Here is a 15,778-nt window from a genome sequence, read left to right on the forward strand (position 1 = left end):
ACACGACTAAGGAAAGCGCAAAGAATGAAAGTAGACGAATCATCTCCTTTGCTCCGTTTGGTTCTTTATCCCATTCGCCGCTGCACCTGCCGCTTCAGTTCCGAAGCTCCCGGCCATTGATGCACCTACGGCAGACCAGTTGTTAGGTCCAAATATATTCAACCCCGATGACCCAGCCCACTGTCCAACACTTGACCATGCCGAATTTCCGTTAAGTGTCGGTCGCGAAAGATTATTGAAGCTCGAACCAATAAACTTGCCCGCCCCATAACCGGCTACCGAAGCGATCGCACCGGCCACTGTACCGAACGCAACACTTTCATTTTTCCCGTTCAGGACATTATTGAGCGCAGTCATCGTCGCTCCGCCAATCGCATTCACGCCCACGTTCCACAGCAATCCCCCATACGAACCCGCTGCGCCCGTACCGAATGCTCCCGCCACGCCGATCGGATCAATACTGCCGTTCTGGATATACTGCGAGCCCGCGTTGATACCGGCCGTGATCGCCCCGGTCCCAACCGGCGACGCCAGCGCCCCCGAACCCAACACCCCGCCCGTACTAAATATCGGCGCTCCCGGCAACGCCGCTATCGGGCCACCTACCGCTATCGTCACCGCACCCGCCGCCGCACCCAACGTCCCCTTCGCATACGCGTCGCGATACGCCTGCTCCCGGCTCACCGAATCCGTGATGGCCTGCCCTCCCGGTACATTCATCCCTACGCCGTTTGGATAGTACTTCGCGTACATCTCCACATTCGCCTTCTGCTCCGGCGTCGCATAGAACATGTACCCCGGGCCGCTATTGCCATCGGCCGTCAGCATGCCGTGAGCCTGACTCAGGAAGTCACTCGCGCGTTGATTCCAGGTACCCGATGAGCCATTCTGCACTTGCAAATTCGCCTGCGTCGTGAGTTCGTTATGCGCCTGCTCGAGTGTCAAACCGTATTTCTTCGCGTACGCCGATTCACTTTCGTTGATCCATTTCTTCTCTTCCGGATGCAACTGCCGATTGAACCGATCGACGTCGTGTCCCGAGAACGCGCCAGCGTTGCCGCCCACGAGGCCACCTGCACCGGTCGCCAGCGCATTCGCCACGATGTTGCCCAGCGCCTGATTCATATTGGCGTTGCCGGTCGGATCACTACCCGCGATCGCACTGCTCAGTTCATTGAGCTTGCCCGCCGCGATCGACACAATCGCCGCGCCAGCCGCACCACCGACCGCATTCCCGCCAGCAAGCCCCGTCACCAGCGCCGCGCCCGCACCCTGCATCAGCGCACGATTCGCACCACCCTCCTTCCACGCGTCGACGCCTGTCTGGTCGCCATTGGCGACAGCCTCCTTCACCATCTTGTCGGCGTAGTCCCCAATCCGCCGCGACACCACCTCACCTGCCGCGCTCGCCGCCGACATCATGTCCGACTGCCTGTCCAGCAGGTTCTGCATGTCCGGCAGCTTCGATACGGTTCCGTTCGTGTTCGTCGTATCCCGGTTCAGGCTCGCCATGTCCTGCTTTTGATTCGCTGAATCCGTAATCTTGACCGTGCCCACGCTCACGCCGCTCTTCGTTGTCGCGCTATCGCTGCCGCTCTCGTGCTGCCCCAGCATCGGCGACGCACCGCCTGTGTTCTTGCCCGACGCGCTGCCATGCGTGCTGTAGTTCATCCCGCCGTCGCCGGTCGTCGCACCTGCGCTGAAGCCGCTCGAGCTCGCATCGTAGTGCGACTGATTCTGGATGTCCGAGAAGGAGAGTGAGCCCGTCGCCAGCGTGTTCTTCGACGCATCCGCATCGCTCGCGATCACCGCCCCCTTCAGATCGGTATTGCCCGTGACGTTGATGTTGAACCCGCCGTCTCCCGCCTGAATCCCCGCTTGCTCGTTCACGCCCGCATAGCTGCCCGTCGCGTTGCCCTTGCTCTGGCTGAAACTCCCGCTAGCGCCGCCTTGGCTGACGCTGACTCCGACGCCCGAACTCGACTGATGCGCGGCGCTCGTCAACGTATCCTGCACGCTGGCGATGTTCAGGTTCCCGCCCACATCGGCATTCACCTGATTCCCGCTGACGTTCGACCCGATGATGTTCGTGTCGCCGCCCGACAGGATCGTCACGCTGTTCGCGGCGTTCACATGGCTGTTGTTCTGCGTCGCGAGATCGCTGTTGCCGTCGCCGTTGGCCTTCGACATCGCCGCCGATACGCCGAAGCCACCCGTGCCGACCGACACGCCCACGCTCGCGCTCTTCGATTCGTTCGTGCTGCGTGTCGAATCGGTATCGGTCGTATTGATGATGTTGACCTGATGCTTCGCCGCCAGAATCACGTCGTTCGCGCTTACGTTCGAACCCGCGATCGTCACGTTGCCGCTGGCCAGCTGGCCGTTCCCGGTCGCCACGTACGCGGCCGTACCGCCCGCGCTCACGTTCGAGCCTCGGTTCGTCACGCTGCTCTCGGTGAACGCGCTTTTGCTGTGACTGCTGCCGAGACTGACCTCGACCTTGAATTGGGGCGTCTTGCCCATCGCCAGATCGTTGACAAGGCCGCCTGCGGCAAGGTTCGCATCCCATGCGGCGCTGGCCGCCGCCATTCCATGCAATGCCGAGGCCCGGCCGTCCTGACTCTTGCTCGCCGCGCGCGACTGGTCGACCGCATTCGACACCGCGTCGATCACCGGCGCCTTCAACGCCAGCGTCAGGCCGCTCTTCGAGATTTCCTGCGTCTGGCCGCGATGACTCACGTTCTGCGCCGCATCGATCGTCACGTTCGCGCCCGTGCCGCTGATGTTCTGCGCGGCGATCAGGTCGCTGCCGGTCACGTGCAGGTCGTTGCCCGCGTTGATGCTCAGGTTGCCGTTCAGCGAGCCGATCGTGCTGCCATTGTTCGTGATCTCATTCGACTGGCTGGTCGTCTTCAGCGAACTGCGGCCAACCGACACCGACAGCCCGCCGCCCGACATCAACCCCGATTCCTTCTTCTCGTAGTAGCTGGACGATTGCAGCGTATCCTGCGTCGTCGTGATCGTCGCGTTGCGCGCCGCGTTCAGCGTCACGTCGTTCGTCCCGACCACCGTGCTGCCCTGGATTTCGAGATCCTTGCCGCTCGCGATCGTCACGCCGTCGGCTGACACCAGGCTGCCCCGGCTCAGCGTCATCGTCTGGTCAATCCCGCTTGCAACCTTCGATCCGCTCACCACGCCGCTGCGACTATGCGTCTCGTGTGCGTTCAGTTCGTGCGTCTCGGTCGCCGCGCCGATATTCACGTCGCCGGCCGCCGCGAGCGTCGCGTTGCCTTTCTCCAGACTGATCGTGCTGCCGATCACGTTCAGATCCTTGCCCGCCACGATTGCGACGCTGTCACCACCGGTCAGCATCGTGCCCGTCAGCTTTTGATCCGACGTGTGGTAGGTCTCCGTATAGCTGCGGCTCCCCTCGTTGCCGGCGCTGCTGCTGTTCACCGTCGACGTTGCGCTCGCGGCCCCAAGCGTCACGGTGCCGCCTGCCGCGATCGCGCCGCCACCACCAAGATCGATCTGCGCGCCGTGTGCCGTCAGATCACTGCCGACCGCGATCGCCGACGCGCCGCCGACCTTCACACTGCTGCCCACCGCACTGCGGATGTCGGTATCCGACACACCGTTCGAACGCTGGACCACTTTCTTCTCGCCTACTTCCAGCGCGCCGAGCGTCCAGTCGCCGCTGATTTGCATCCCCAAGTTGCCGCCTACCGACAACGCACCGGCGTTCTGCCGGAAGTCGCCGCCTGTCCCGATTGCCGCGTCGCCCGCGACGTCGATGTGGGCTGTCGACCCGAGCGTCGTCGTCACGCGCGTGGCGCCATCAGCATTGACTTGTTTCTGCGTCTGCGTAGCAGTATCGAGAAGCAGATTGCCGCCAGTCTGTAATTGCAGGCTGCCCGCCTTCACGTTCGCCGACGTCAGATCGACGTCGCCCCGTGTCGTCAGCGCCATGTGGCCGCCGCTTTGCAGCATGCCGTGGCGGTTGTCGATCTGCTTGCCGTCGATCGACATGTTGCCCGAAGCCCTGATCGTGCCGCTGTTCGTGAACGACTGCACGTCCTTCAGGTCGATGTTGCCGGCCGAGATCAGCGGCCCGTTGCTCATGTCCTGCTGATCGGCCTTCGCCAGATAGACGACGGGCACGAGCACCGACTGCCCATCGACGACGCGCGTTTCCATCAGCACCACGTTGCCCGTCAGTTGCGACACCTGTTCGACGGACAATCCAATCCCGAGCGGCAAGTCGAGCGATTTCGCCAGTGCCGCGCCGGCTCCGAGCAGCGATTCATACAGCGCCTGCACGTCCGTGTACGGCCCGAGCACCGCCTTGCCTGTCAGCGCCGTGATCTGGTTGCGCACGAGCCACTGTTCGTAGAAGCCGTCGCCGAGCCGCCGTTCCGTTTGGTCCGGATTCAGTCCGAGCTGTTGCAGGTAGTAGTCGCTCGACATGAAACGCCGCTGGCTCGTGAACGCAGGATTCGTCTCGATCACGTAGCGAGCGTTCGGCGCCGGATTCGGATGGAACAACCCGCCCTGCGGAATCGTCAGGTGCTTCAGCACGTCAACTGCCGTTGCGCTCGCGATGACCTTGTCGATGCCGCCGCCCACCGCGCCAATGTCGACGCCCGGCGGCAACCCGATCGGTGGAATGGTCGCGTTCCCGGCCGGATTGTGGATGCTCACGCCCGGACCGCTCAGCGTGCCGTTCGATACGAAGCGCGATGCGTAGTCCGGCAGTCCATGGCGTTTCAGGTCCGCCGGCCCGTTGCATCCCGCATCGTTGCAGAACGAATAGCTCCAGAACTTGCTCCCGTCGTAATTGCGGTACCAGTAGCGTCCCGTGTAGGTCACCTCGACGCGCGGGGCGTCCTGGCCCCTCCAACTGTCGTTGTCGAGCGTGCCGGGCATCGCGATGTCGCCGGCCGCCGCCACCGCGCTCCAGTAGTTCTGCAGCGTGCCGACCGACGACGCGTCCAGCGTCCCGCCGGAAACGATCTGCGCCTGCGGGCTGAACCGCGCGATCACATTGGCCCGCGCCTTCCCCGTATAGGTCGTGTACTGGTACGTGCTGTTGTACTCGCCACCGTGCGGCGGTTCGATGTACACGCCGCCGATGCTGTCCGGGTCCTTCACCCCGACCTGTCCGGTCCGGCCGCTCAGGCTGATGCCCAGGCTTTCGAGCAGCGCCGGATCGACCTGATCGGTCCACGCCGTCTTCATCTCGCGCCGGGTGTTCGTCACGAGGTCCGCGTGCAGCGCCATGTCGCCGTCCGACTGGATCAGCCCCGACCGGTTGAAGATGCGCGCCGCGTTCGTGTAATGACCGCTCGCGTCCTTGCCGCCCGCCAGCACCATGCGGCCGAGGCCGTAAATTGCGGTCAGCGCGGGGGTATCGGTCGCCGTCGTGTCGTCGCGGTTCTCGATGTTCTGCGACAGCAATTCGAGCAGGCCGTTGCTGTCCGACGCGCCGATCAGCGCAGTCGGGCCGACATTCTCCAGCTTCGAAGCGGCTGCGAGCGACACGCTGCCGCCCACCAACGTGCCGGTGTTCGCGAGCGTGTTCGAGTTCGTGCGCAACAGGCCACCCGCCGCCATCGCGCCTTGGTTGACGATGCCCCGCGCGTCGACGCTCAGATTGTTCCCGCTCATCAACCCGCCGGTGTTGCTGAACGTGCCGGGCAGCGTGAATGCGAGGTCGTGCCCTGCGTCGAACCGGTAGTCGGGCGTATTCGCAAAGTCGCCTTGCAGGTGCATCGTCAGGTTGCTTGCCGCGCTATATGCGCCGCCTCCGGACAGCGTGCCGGCCGTTACCGAAAGATTGCGCGTGGCGCCAATCTGACCGTCTGCATTGGAGATCGCACCCGTCGTCGCGATGTCGACGTCGCCGCCAGTGCCGGCGATGCTGGCGACCCGGCCGCCATCGTTGTTGACGCCACCCGCACGAATCCGGACATTCGCTCCGCTCAGCCTGCCGTCTTGTGTGTTGGTCAGCGTGCCCGCGTCGAGCGTCATGTCTCCGTTGGCCGTCAACGTGCCCCGCGTGTTGTTCAGTTCACCTGCGATCCGAGCTGAAACCGAGCCCAGCGCCTCAAGCGTGCCGCCCGCATTGTCGAGCGCGTCGGCCGACAACGCGATCCCGCCGCGGCTTGCGATCGTCCCGCCCACGTTCGTCAGCGTGCCGGCTGCCAGCGCAAGCTTGAGCGTGCCGGTTCCGGCATGGACGATCTTGCCGCCTGCGTTGTTCAGCATCGAGGGCACCAACGTCAGGTCCACGCCGTTCGTCTGGATCGTGCCGCCGTTCGAGTTGTCCAGCGTGCCGCTCACGTCGAGCGCGGTGGCCTGATCGCCGTACTGGGTCAGCTTACCGTGCGCATTTTGCAGATTCGCGGCCTTCACGTTCAGCCGGTCGGCTGCGATCGCGCCTTCACGGTTGTCAAGCAACGCAGTCGCGACCTGCAACGTCTGCATCGCCGTCACGCTCCCGCGATTGACGACTGAGCCGGCTTGCACCGATACGTCGCCGTTGCCGCCGATCACGCCGCCTTGCGCGCCCGTCGCAGTTGTGCGGCCTGCATTCGTCAGTTGGCCGGTTGTCGTGAGCGACAGCCCGTCGCTGTTCAGTGACACGATGCGACCCGCGGTGTTGTCGAGCGATGTGCCTGATATCGACAGGGCACCGTCGCTCTGGATCGTGCCCTCGTTGTTCATGACGTCGCCCGCGGTCAATTCCAGTGCGCCGTTGGTCACGAGCATGCCGCCCTGATTCGCGACCTGCCCCGACGTGTCGATCGTCAGCGGCCCGCCGGCGGAAATCCGGCCGCGCCGATTCAACAGGCTGCCAGCGCGCATCGTCGTGCCGGCCTGACTCGACAGCGTGCCATGGTCGTTGCGCAGCGTACCGGATGCATCGGCATGAATCTCGCCTTGCGCGCTCGTTGTCGCGTCGCTGAGATCGACGTCGCCCGCTTCGGCGCGCAGTGTCACGCTTGCCATCGCGGCCGTTTTAGCGCCGGACAGATCGATGCTGCCGCCGGTCAACGCAACGTCGCCGCCGGCGACGTTCTGGCCCGTCGCCAGCAGTCGGCCGGAAGCACTGACACGCAGGTCGCCACGGCCACTGACCGCGCCATCCTGATTCACGCCGGCACCGAGCGAACCGCTCGATGCAACCGTTCCGGCCGACAGGCTCAGATTTCGCTGCGCGGTCAGCGCGCCGCTGTTCGACAACGTGCCGCCGGTCGTGACCGATACGTTCTGCTGACCGTAGGTCTTGCCGCTGTTCCGGATGCCGTCCTGCGCGGACAGGCTCAGATTGCCGCTCGCATTCGTCCTGCCCGTCAGCACGAGCTGGCCGTTCGCGTGCAGCGTCAGATCGCCTGCTTGCGCCGCGAGCACGCCGGCATTGCTCACGCCGACGCCGTGTTCCGTGCCGACCAAGTGGATTCTGTCCGCATACATCCCGCCCAGTTGGCTGACGTCGATCGATACGCCCGGCGCGGGACCATCGCCCTGAATCGCGGTCGCGTCGAGCGTGCGATGATCGACCCGATTCGCGCCGGTCAAGACGTTCAGGGTCGTGGCGTACATCGCAGCGTTCACCTGAACGGCGCGTGAGATCAAATCGACCTGATCGACGTTCGACGCGTTGAGACCGGCACCCTGAACCGCAATCAGGCCGCGGTTGACGTGGTAGCCCGCGAGCGAACCATCCGCGCCGTAGTACGGCAGGCCGGTCGTCAGGGTCGCGCGGCTCGTGTTGATGAAGCCCCCGCCGTCCACGACGATGCCGGCAGGGTTCGCCAGCACGACTTCGGCCCGGTTGCCGGCAATCTCGACATGGCCGCGCAACCGGGATGCCGCCGTGCTGTTAACCTGGTTGACGATGATCCGTGCCGCCTGCCCTGGCCCGAAGTTAGGATTGCCATTGATCATCCCGCCTTGCTGCGTCTGGACCATCGTCGGCGAGTTGTTCAGGATCGCGCCGGGTTTCTGGACATCGAACTGGTTATACGTATTGACCGAAACGCCCGCTCCGCTCGGCGCGGCAATGTTGACTTGCGGGAGACCGTTTGGCGTCTGGATCACGTGCGTCGGCGTACCGGGCGTCGGCGCGATTTGCGCGGGCGCGATCCCCGGCGCCGCGCCAAGCAGCGTCGCAGCCGCCGCCGCAATGCCGCGCAACCTGCCACGCCGACGTGCGCGCGTTGCGCCGCCGGCCGACTTCCCCGCAGCGATTGCCGTCTCCGCAACCGCCACCGCCATTCCCCGGAGTCCGGAGTACACCAGACGGTAGGTCTCTCTGTTCATCGCTCTTGTACTGCTGCTTGATCGAGCTGTGAACCGTAACCCCGGACACCGAACGGAATGCGCTATGAATTGAAGGGTGTTTCGTAAACTACACGGAAAAAGCAAAATCTAACTTGTCTGATTGACGATCCTCCAATACCAGGCGATGCATGAAGGCGAATGTGATGACCGACTTGTTTGCGCGGATTCTACGAGGATCAAAACCAGGCACTCGCAGAAAGTATGCACGGCGGAATCTAATTCGAACTTCAAGGCACGCGTTGACGAAATTGCTTTGTTGAAGTCGCCAATAAAGTTGTCACCGCCGCGGCGCCGCGCAGGTGTCAAATGAAGATCGCGCGCAATCGCCAGCTGAGCGAACGGCAGGGCGCGGCGCTCGCACGGATGGCGGCGAGTCCCGTCGAGGCGCCGCAGCCCGAGCACGCGCTCGATGGCCAAGTCGTACCCCAACTCGTTGCGCGGCTCGCGGCCACCGACGTCGCGACGTTTGCCGACCTGCTCGCGCTGCTCCGCGAGCGGCGTCGGCGCTGGTATCGCACGGTGCTGGGATATGAGCAAGGTAAGCGCAAATTCCTGTCATAAGCTTTGAAGTTGTGAAATCTCTCGCGCTTATGCTTCAAATGCCGTTAGCCGGCGACCTACTACTCAAAATCCAGTGAGCTAAACACCTGATCGAACTGCCGAGCTCGCTGCACCTCGTCGCTATGCAGATAGGTCGACGTCGTCGAGATCGATAAATGGCGCAGATTGTCGCGCACCATGATCAATTCGGCGCCCCGGGGCCAGCGCACGTGACGCGTGGGCGCGCAGCGCCGCCTTGGATACCGCCGCGCCAAACACGCACGGCGGCAACCGACCGCTCCCGGCACCCTGGCGGGGGAAAGCGCCGCCAGGGTGGCTCGCACGCACGCTCATGCGGTCTTCGTCGCCTCCGCCCCGCTATCGCCGCGCAGTTCCTTGCGATACCGGTCGAGATTGGCGATCTTGTTCCTTGCCGCTACTTCATACTCCTCAGCAATTACCCGCAACCTTGCAGCGGCGGTTTCGAGATAAGACCTGAGTTCGTCGCCCGTGATGTATCTCCCGGTCAATTTGTTCAGCTTCGTCCAGCCGGAGCTGAAACACGCGTTGAATTTCTCCGACACGACGTAGGTGGCGTGCCATTCACCGGCCTGCTTCAGGAAGAACGCATCCGTGAACTCGATCAAATTGGCGAGGCTGCTCGCGCCAATCTTTTTCTTCTCTGCCGCCGTTCCCAGCAATTCGATGCCCAGGTCAGCCTCCCTCGAGATCTGGTCCATGAAGTCCGCGAACGACTTGAAGAAGAAAGCGATCTCGACGACGATCTCCTTGGTACGCTTCAGCGCGCTCAGGCTGATGTTCAGCGACCTGATCGCAAGCTGGATGGTTTCCTCCTCCGTGCGCTTGCCCGTCAACAACGCATTGATCTTGACGAGTTCCGCCGCCTGCGTGCGTCGCTCCTTCTCATAAGACTCGGCTTTATCGAGCATCTTCATCTGGATCTCTCGCAGGCTGGCCGCACTGTCCTTCTGTTCCTGCGAGAGTTCACCCAGGCCCTGCGACAAGGCATCCAGCGATGCCTGCAGCGCAGCCAGGCTGGCGGCCAGCTTGTCGGACTTCGCCTGATTCTTCTCCAACTCGCTTTTCGCCTTCTTCAGCCGGCCCTTGATTTCCCTGACGGCCCCACTGTCACTTTCTTTGTCGACATCCTCTCCGGGTTGTGCTTCGTCCAGGTCGGTGTCACCGCTCTCGGCAACGCCCTCCGCCTCACGCAGCGATTTGCGCACGGCGACGATCTGAGTCTGCGCCTCCTTGACCTTCGCGTCGGCTTTCTCGCGATCCGCCTTTGCCCTGGATATGTCTTCCCGGGTCTTGATGGCTTCCTTCGTGTTATCCGCGACCTTGGGTCCAGTCGTCTCGCCAGACGTAATGCGCGCAGCGCTCCCGAGAGCCGATCCCATGGAACCGCCGGAGAAGGCCATCGCAACGGCCGGAATGACCGAGGAAACCATCTGAGCCCCGACTTTGACGATCTGCATGATGAATGCGCGTTCCTCCGCCGTATTGGCTCGCGCCTCGTAGTCCCGTGCCAGTTTGTCGAATCGAATGACATCCTCCTGCAGGTCTTTGACGAGGGAGTCCAGACGTTCCCGCTCCGCATTCGTCTCGCGAATCTCCTTTTCGATCTTGTCCTTATTCTTCAAGCGTCGACCGAGCACCACCTCGCTGTTCGACGTCGCTTCGGTCGTTTGGAGAATGATGTCGTCGTAGTCCTTCGCGATCAGATTGAGTTTCGCGTTGAGATCCAAGGCCTTCCCGCGGACCTTCTTGACCACGTCGAGCAAATCGCTGCCGGCAAATGCCTTCACCGCGGCGGCCACGTCACTGTCGTCCTTGGCGTCGCCCCAGTCCGGCAAGGTGTTCTTCAACAACAACAGAACGTGATCGGCCGTCCGCATCGCCTCGTCCATCGTGCGCTGGCTCTTCTGCTGTGCCTGGATCAGATTGTCCATGATTCCGCTGATCTTGACGCGGATGTCCCCCTCTTCCTGAGGCGTGGTGTTGTACGCGATATAGAGAAGATCAATCGCGTTGTCGGTGTCTCTTTTCGCGCGTTCGACGTCATACGCACCTTCTATCTTGTTGACGTAACACGAGACTATTCGAGCGTCGCGTGCCGGAAATTGCCAGGTGCCCGCCGCGCGAATAGCAGCAACCTCGTCTTCGATCGCCCTGTTGATCTGCTCGGCCCGGTTTGTGAAATTAGTCGGATTTGCCACAACGTTCTCCTTTCGAATTGACTGCAATGATTAACATCGTCTTCAATGTACGGCACAGCGATTCACTACATTCAATGGCAAGTCTGATTTAGCACCTGCAACGATTGCATTCAGCGTCGCATACGATGCATAAAATTTCCTCTCGATATCGTCTGCCATTCTTGCACTTCGAGCACGGCCATCACCCACATCGACTTCCATCGCCTCCTTGAGTTGATCTTTAAATTCATCAGCCATTTTCATCAGCTGCTGACTGACTTCGTTGAGGCGATAAATCATCTCCGCCACTCTGGAGATCCCGCGTTCGACTTCCTTCTTGGAAGCCAACGCAACCTCCTGCTTTTTCTGCTCCAGGTCCAGGGTCACCCTGCTCTGATCCATTCTTTGCCGGGCCGCATTCAGGTTCACTTCGGCAGCGCTGACTCTTTTTTCCGCCGCGGCAATATTGCCGCTTAATTTATTGTCTTCACCTATCTTATAAATCGCGCAACCCAGCCCCCCGCCACCCAACGTTGCCGCCAAACTCACACATGCCGAATATTTTTTTTGCGGCCTCCAGCCTATCGCGCTCTGCCTTATTCAATGCAGCCCTGGCATCGCCCAGCGCCGCGGATGCAGAATTATGTTCACCGACATAGCCGTCATATTCCGCCTTGTATCTTGCAATATCCGATTCCAAGGCCGATATTTTCCTAATGCTTTCGCCAAGATCAGCCTGCCACCCATCCCTGTCCTTGATCAAATCCATCTTGTAGCTCGACAGGCATGCCGCTTGGCTATCCACTTTCAAATGCGTGGCTTTTGCGCGGTCTATCATGACCTGGTAAGCAGCCACTTCGTTCTGCGTTGACGAATGGTTCGGTGCTGGCTCCACAGCCACGGATGACGTTGTAAAAAACCAAATCGCATAGCAAATCAATTTCGAAACGCGCTCGATCGACATGATGCCTCCAGCCATTTTAGATTCCCCATATCCCACCACAGGATTACGTAATCTCCATACGGAGATCGCGCGCCTCGGATCAGCATCACCCATGTCAAATTCAGGCAAAAGTGGTGCTCATCCACGAATCCGCGTCAGGTTCGTATCGTTGAAATTCAGCGAATTGGCCTAAGGGCGGCCACCCTCGTAAGGATTATCCGGCACTTTGGCACCACAGGATAAAATCGCCCTCTTCAATTGATTGATCAAATTTTTATGCGCATCGTTCGTCTTATCAAAGCAGTGTGACGTATATCGACGAGCATCAAGACAGCTCAGATTCATTTTTGCAAATTTTTGACGATCCACATTTCCTGTCTTTCCGGAACAATTGATCGGCACCAAGTTGTCCGAACACTCAATTACCTGTTTGGTATGCCTGTTATTGCACTCATCCACAGTACATCGACCAGTCACGGCCTTACTGCATTGCGCGTTCGCGCCTTCCACGCCAAGGAAAATTGCACCCACGAAAATAAAAACCGATATCGTCCTTATTTTTTTCATCACGATCTCCGATTTGATAAATCCATGACCATCAACACTTCGCATTTTTGTATCCAATGCCCAATAAATCGAGAGGAATAAGTCATTTTCTCGGCCTATAACGTTGGCACAATCCATCTCATGCATTTTTATTTTCAATAGGAAAATTGGTCACCGAAACCGAAACAATGCGCGGATGGTAGGGCAGGCACCTGAAACGCCGGGCAGGAAGTGATGGAAGTGTCGACGGGCCCGGAGCGTCGCCGACATTGGACATCGGATCAAAAGCTGGCGATGGTTCGCGAGAGTTTCGAACCGGGGAAATCCGTATCGATGGTCGCGCGCCAGCACGGCGTGAATCCGCATCAGTTCAACCTACCCCCAACGACTACGAAGTGCAGCGAGCCCGGCAATTCGTTCAGGCGTTTGCTACACGCGACCGCGAGCGGTAGCTCGCTTATGTCGATTCACGAACAAGTGCACGCATTCCCATAACTTCAGAGCTTATGACTGGAATTTGCGCGTACCTTATTCATGCCCCGTGCCGCACTTCTGCCCACCCGGCACGCACCCGGCAAACCACAGTCCGTGACGGCGCGACGAGGATGGAGTGGGATTAAATCCAATTGGAAGAGGAGGGTCGCCATGCGCACCACCCAGCAAATGAGCATCACGCTCCCGAACGAGATGGCCGACGGCGTGCGGCAGCGGGTCGCCAGCGGTGCCTATGCGACCGAGTCGGAAGTGATCCGCGACGCGTTGCGCGCGCTCGCTGCACGCGACCGGGCAGTCGATGCGTGGCTGCGCGAGACCGGCGTGCCGGCGGCCGACGCGCTCGACGCGGATCCGTCGCGCGCGCTGTTGGTGGCCGACGTCCGCGCGCCGCTCGCCAAACGGCGCGCGTCGTCGCGTTGAGCGCCCCGAGCTACCGCGTCGTCTTCTCCCCGGAGGCGCACGACCAACTGGCCGCGCTCGAGGACGCGATCGCCGCCGGCGCGCCGCGCACCCCGGCCGAGTACGTCGACGCGATTGTCACTTTCTGCGAGCAGCTCGCGCGCTTCCCCGCCCACGGCGTGCCGCGCGATGACCTGCTCAATGGCCTGCGCGTCACGCATTACCGCAGTCGCACCGTGATCGCGTATCGGATCAGCGGCGACCAGGTCGCGATCCTCGGCGTCTACTATGGCGGCCAGGATTACGTCGCGGATTTCCGCGCCAGTTTCGACGATTGATCCGCCGGCGCAAGCTCGCGAAGTACCTTACGCGGCTCGTGGGAGAAAAGTGAACTGCTTACGGTGATTGGTGGACCCGGTAAGACATCGACGGCTTCTTGCCAGCCGCGCCACTCCGTTCTCGCCCCCGGCCGATCGTCCACCTGGACTTTGCAAGTGCAAAGGTGACGGCGTTGGTCACACACGCAATGCGGACCTGTCAATCACGACGCGCCGGCGCGCGAGACTTCCTCAGCGGTCGACTCAATACAAATCCGACACCAGCAAAATTGCGCCAGATACAATTATGCGAAATTTAGGTCGCAAGCTCGTACGCGTTTGCACAGTGCCCGTGTCCGCATTTTGCGGAATTTTAATCCCAAGCCCTCGGCGGAAATCGTTGGTCGCGCGTGCTCCGCGACCCCTAGCTACGATCTACGACAGATACTCCCCAGAACCCTGTCGCGTGCCAATCCTCCGCGATCAGCCCTGATGCGCGCGTGACCTCGCGCATACACGGGCGCGATACGACAGGACTGCGACGGCCTCGCCGTCAATCAAACGCCAAAGAATGCCAACCCCGCCATCACGATGCCAATCGCGGCCACGCCGATCGACAGGCCCTGCATCCATGACCGCCGCGTGAGAATCGTGATCGCCGCAAGTGCGATCGAGATCTGGATGACGGTCGTCGCCTGCGACCATCGATGGTGCCGGTGCATCCGCTCCTCGCTCGCCGCGTTGTTCTTTTCGACTTCCTTTTCGAGCGCCTCGGCACGTGCCCGGATCGGTTCCTTGTCGGTGCGGTATCGCGCGGCGTCCGCCTCGAACCGCTTCCGCTGCGGCGACGTCTCCGGGCTCAACGCCGCACCGAGTTCGGCGAGGTTCTGCTTATTGCCCTTCGCCTGATAGTAGGCCCATTGGTTCGCAGCCTCGGTTTTCCGGATCGCAGCGTCATTCTTGTACAGCAGCGCGAGGCTCTCGTCGGCACCGCTCTGATAGGCAGATATCGCGCCGAAACAGGCAAGCACGGCCGTCAGCACCGCGATGCGCGACGTACCTTGATCGCCACCGTGAGCCGCGTGATGTTCCACCGCATGGTCGTGAGGGCCATGAACTTCGTATTCGTCAGACATCCGGGGTATCCGCGTGATACGCGTTTTGTCGGGATAATGCGGCGATTATCCGGCACTAGGGCGAATTCGAGCAACGCCCGAGCCCACTATCCGCTCGACATTCGATGCCCCAGGCACCGAACAAGCGTGCGTCACAGCGGTGCCCCCAATTTGCGCGCCACTCAGATAAAAGAAAACTCACTTGCCAAATTGGCTACAAGAAACGTCTTGTATGTTTAAACCAGATCAGCGCGATATCACCGGCCTCGGGCATGCCCGGCTCGAACCCGGATTGCATCGTCGTCGGGATCGCATCGCTTGACACCACCTTCAAATCCGCGTCGGCGCCCGAGCCGTCGAGACGGCCCGCCAGCGTCGAACGCATGCACTCGGCCGTCAGGATCAACGCCGGGTGGCAATCCGTCATCACGCCGGGCATCGGTGCGAAGCGCTTCGCGTTTTTTCCCGGTGGGTAGTTCGGGACCGCGATCATGCCCGCCCGCAAGCACGCATGAAAAGACGCAATGAATTCTAGCCCCGGCTGGAACACCAGCAGCACGCGGCTGCCACGACGGGCGATCGCCGCCCATCTGGCGGCGATCGCATCGACGCGGGAAGCCGGCTCGGCGAACGAAACCGTCGCTTCCTCGTTGTCGTTCACGAAACTGAACACTGGCCGATGCAGGGATCGGGATCAATGCAAATCGAGGCAGTCGATGATGGTCGATTGCAAGCCGACCCGGGGAATTTTCCCGTCCGCCGGATTCATATGCGACATGGCCTCGCTCGTTCGGTTGATGATTAATTTCGCAAACTTGATTAATTTCGGCGATCATGCTGCCCGTCGCCATTGACGTG

The 15,778-nt window shown here is 61.3% G+C and carries 10 protein-coding genes and 1 pseudogene; 4 read left to right on the plus strand and 7 right to left on the minus strand.

Features of this window, described 5'->3' with window-relative positions:
- Nucleotides 1-39: 39 nt before the first annotated feature.
- On the minus strand, nucleotides 40-8,325 hold the full coding sequence (locus B7P44_RS34715) for a two-partner secretion domain-containing protein (RefSeq protein ID WP_084910573.1): 8,286 nt from the start codon (nucleotides 8,323-8,325) through the stop codon (nucleotides 40-42).
- Nucleotides 8,326-8,652: 327 nt separating this feature from the next.
- Here B7P44_RS34715 and B7P44_RS34720 point away from each other — a divergent pair, with 327 nt between their 5' ends.
- On the plus strand, nucleotides 8,653-8,907 hold the full coding sequence (locus B7P44_RS34720) for a phage integrase family protein (RefSeq protein ID WP_084910575.1): 255 nt from the start codon (nucleotides 8,653-8,655) through the stop codon (nucleotides 8,905-8,907).
- A 329-nt stretch (nucleotides 8,908-9,236) separates the two neighbouring features.
- Here B7P44_RS34720 and B7P44_RS34730 read toward each other — a convergent pair whose 3' ends face one another.
- From B7P44_RS34730 to B7P44_RS36990, 4 genes are all read right to left on the minus strand, one after another.
- Nucleotides 9,237-11,126, minus strand: a complete 1,890-nt coding sequence (locus B7P44_RS34730; protein WP_084910577.1) for a coiled-coil domain-containing protein — start codon at nucleotides 11,124-11,126, stop codon at nucleotides 9,237-9,239.
- Nucleotides 11,127-11,168: 42 nt separating this feature from the next.
- Nucleotides 11,169-11,636: a hypothetical protein gene (locus B7P44_RS36980; protein WP_133117998.1), complete on the minus strand. Its 468-nt coding sequence runs from the start codon at nucleotides 11,634-11,636 to the stop codon at nucleotides 11,169-11,171.
- A complete protein-coding gene (locus tag B7P44_RS36985; RefSeq protein ID WP_167389843.1) occupies nucleotides 11,602-12,069 on the minus strand; it encodes a hypothetical protein in 468 nt (155 codons plus the stop codon). The genes B7P44_RS36980 and B7P44_RS36985 overlap by 35 nt, the downstream gene beginning before the upstream one ends.
- 168 nt (nucleotides 12,070-12,237) lie before the next feature.
- Complete coding sequence (locus tag B7P44_RS36990) at nucleotides 12,238-12,741, minus strand: hypothetical protein (protein ID WP_133117996.1); 504 nt, start codon at nucleotides 12,739-12,741, stop codon at nucleotides 12,238-12,240.
- 87 nt (nucleotides 12,742-12,828) lie between these two features.
- Between B7P44_RS36990 and B7P44_RS34745 the strand changes: the two are divergent.
- The 3 genes and pseudogenes from B7P44_RS34745 to B7P44_RS34755 form a co-directional block, all read left to right on the plus strand.
- Nucleotides 12,829-12,963, plus strand: a pseudogene (locus tag B7P44_RS34745) (transposase); the annotation flags it as partial.
- A 276-nt stretch (nucleotides 12,964-13,239) separates the two neighbouring features.
- The gene (locus B7P44_RS34750) at nucleotides 13,240-13,509 is read left to right on the plus strand and encodes a ribbon-helix-helix domain-containing protein (RefSeq protein WP_084910583.1); all 270 of its coding nucleotides are present in this window, start codon (nucleotides 13,240-13,242) and stop codon (nucleotides 13,507-13,509) included.
- The gene (locus B7P44_RS34755; RefSeq protein ID WP_084910585.1) at nucleotides 13,506-13,826 is read left to right on the plus strand and encodes a type II toxin-antitoxin system RelE/ParE family toxin; all 321 of its coding nucleotides are present in this window, start codon (nucleotides 13,506-13,508) and stop codon (nucleotides 13,824-13,826) included. The genes B7P44_RS34750 and B7P44_RS34755 overlap by 4 nt, the downstream gene beginning before the upstream one ends.
- A 536-nt stretch (nucleotides 13,827-14,362) precedes the next feature.
- Here B7P44_RS34755 and B7P44_RS34760 read toward each other — a convergent pair.
- Both B7P44_RS34760 and B7P44_RS34765 read right to left on the minus strand, forming a co-directional pair.
- Nucleotides 14,363-14,941 (minus strand): DUF4337 domain-containing protein, encoded by a 579-nt coding sequence (locus tag B7P44_RS34760; RefSeq protein ID WP_084910587.1) that lies wholly within the window; start codon nucleotides 14,939-14,941, stop codon nucleotides 14,363-14,365.
- A gap of 193 nt (nucleotides 14,942-15,134) precedes the next feature.
- Nucleotides 15,135-15,581: an AMP-binding protein gene (locus B7P44_RS34765; protein WP_157721144.1), complete on the minus strand. Its 447-nt coding sequence runs from the start codon at nucleotides 15,579-15,581 to the stop codon at nucleotides 15,135-15,137.
- Between the last annotated feature and the right edge of the window lie 197 nt (nucleotides 15,582-15,778).

Origin of the sequence: Burkholderia ubonensis subsp. mesacidophila (assembly GCF_002097715.1) — a bacterium.
Lineage (GTDB): Bacteria > Pseudomonadota > Gammaproteobacteria > Burkholderiales > Burkholderiaceae > Burkholderia > Burkholderia mesacidophila.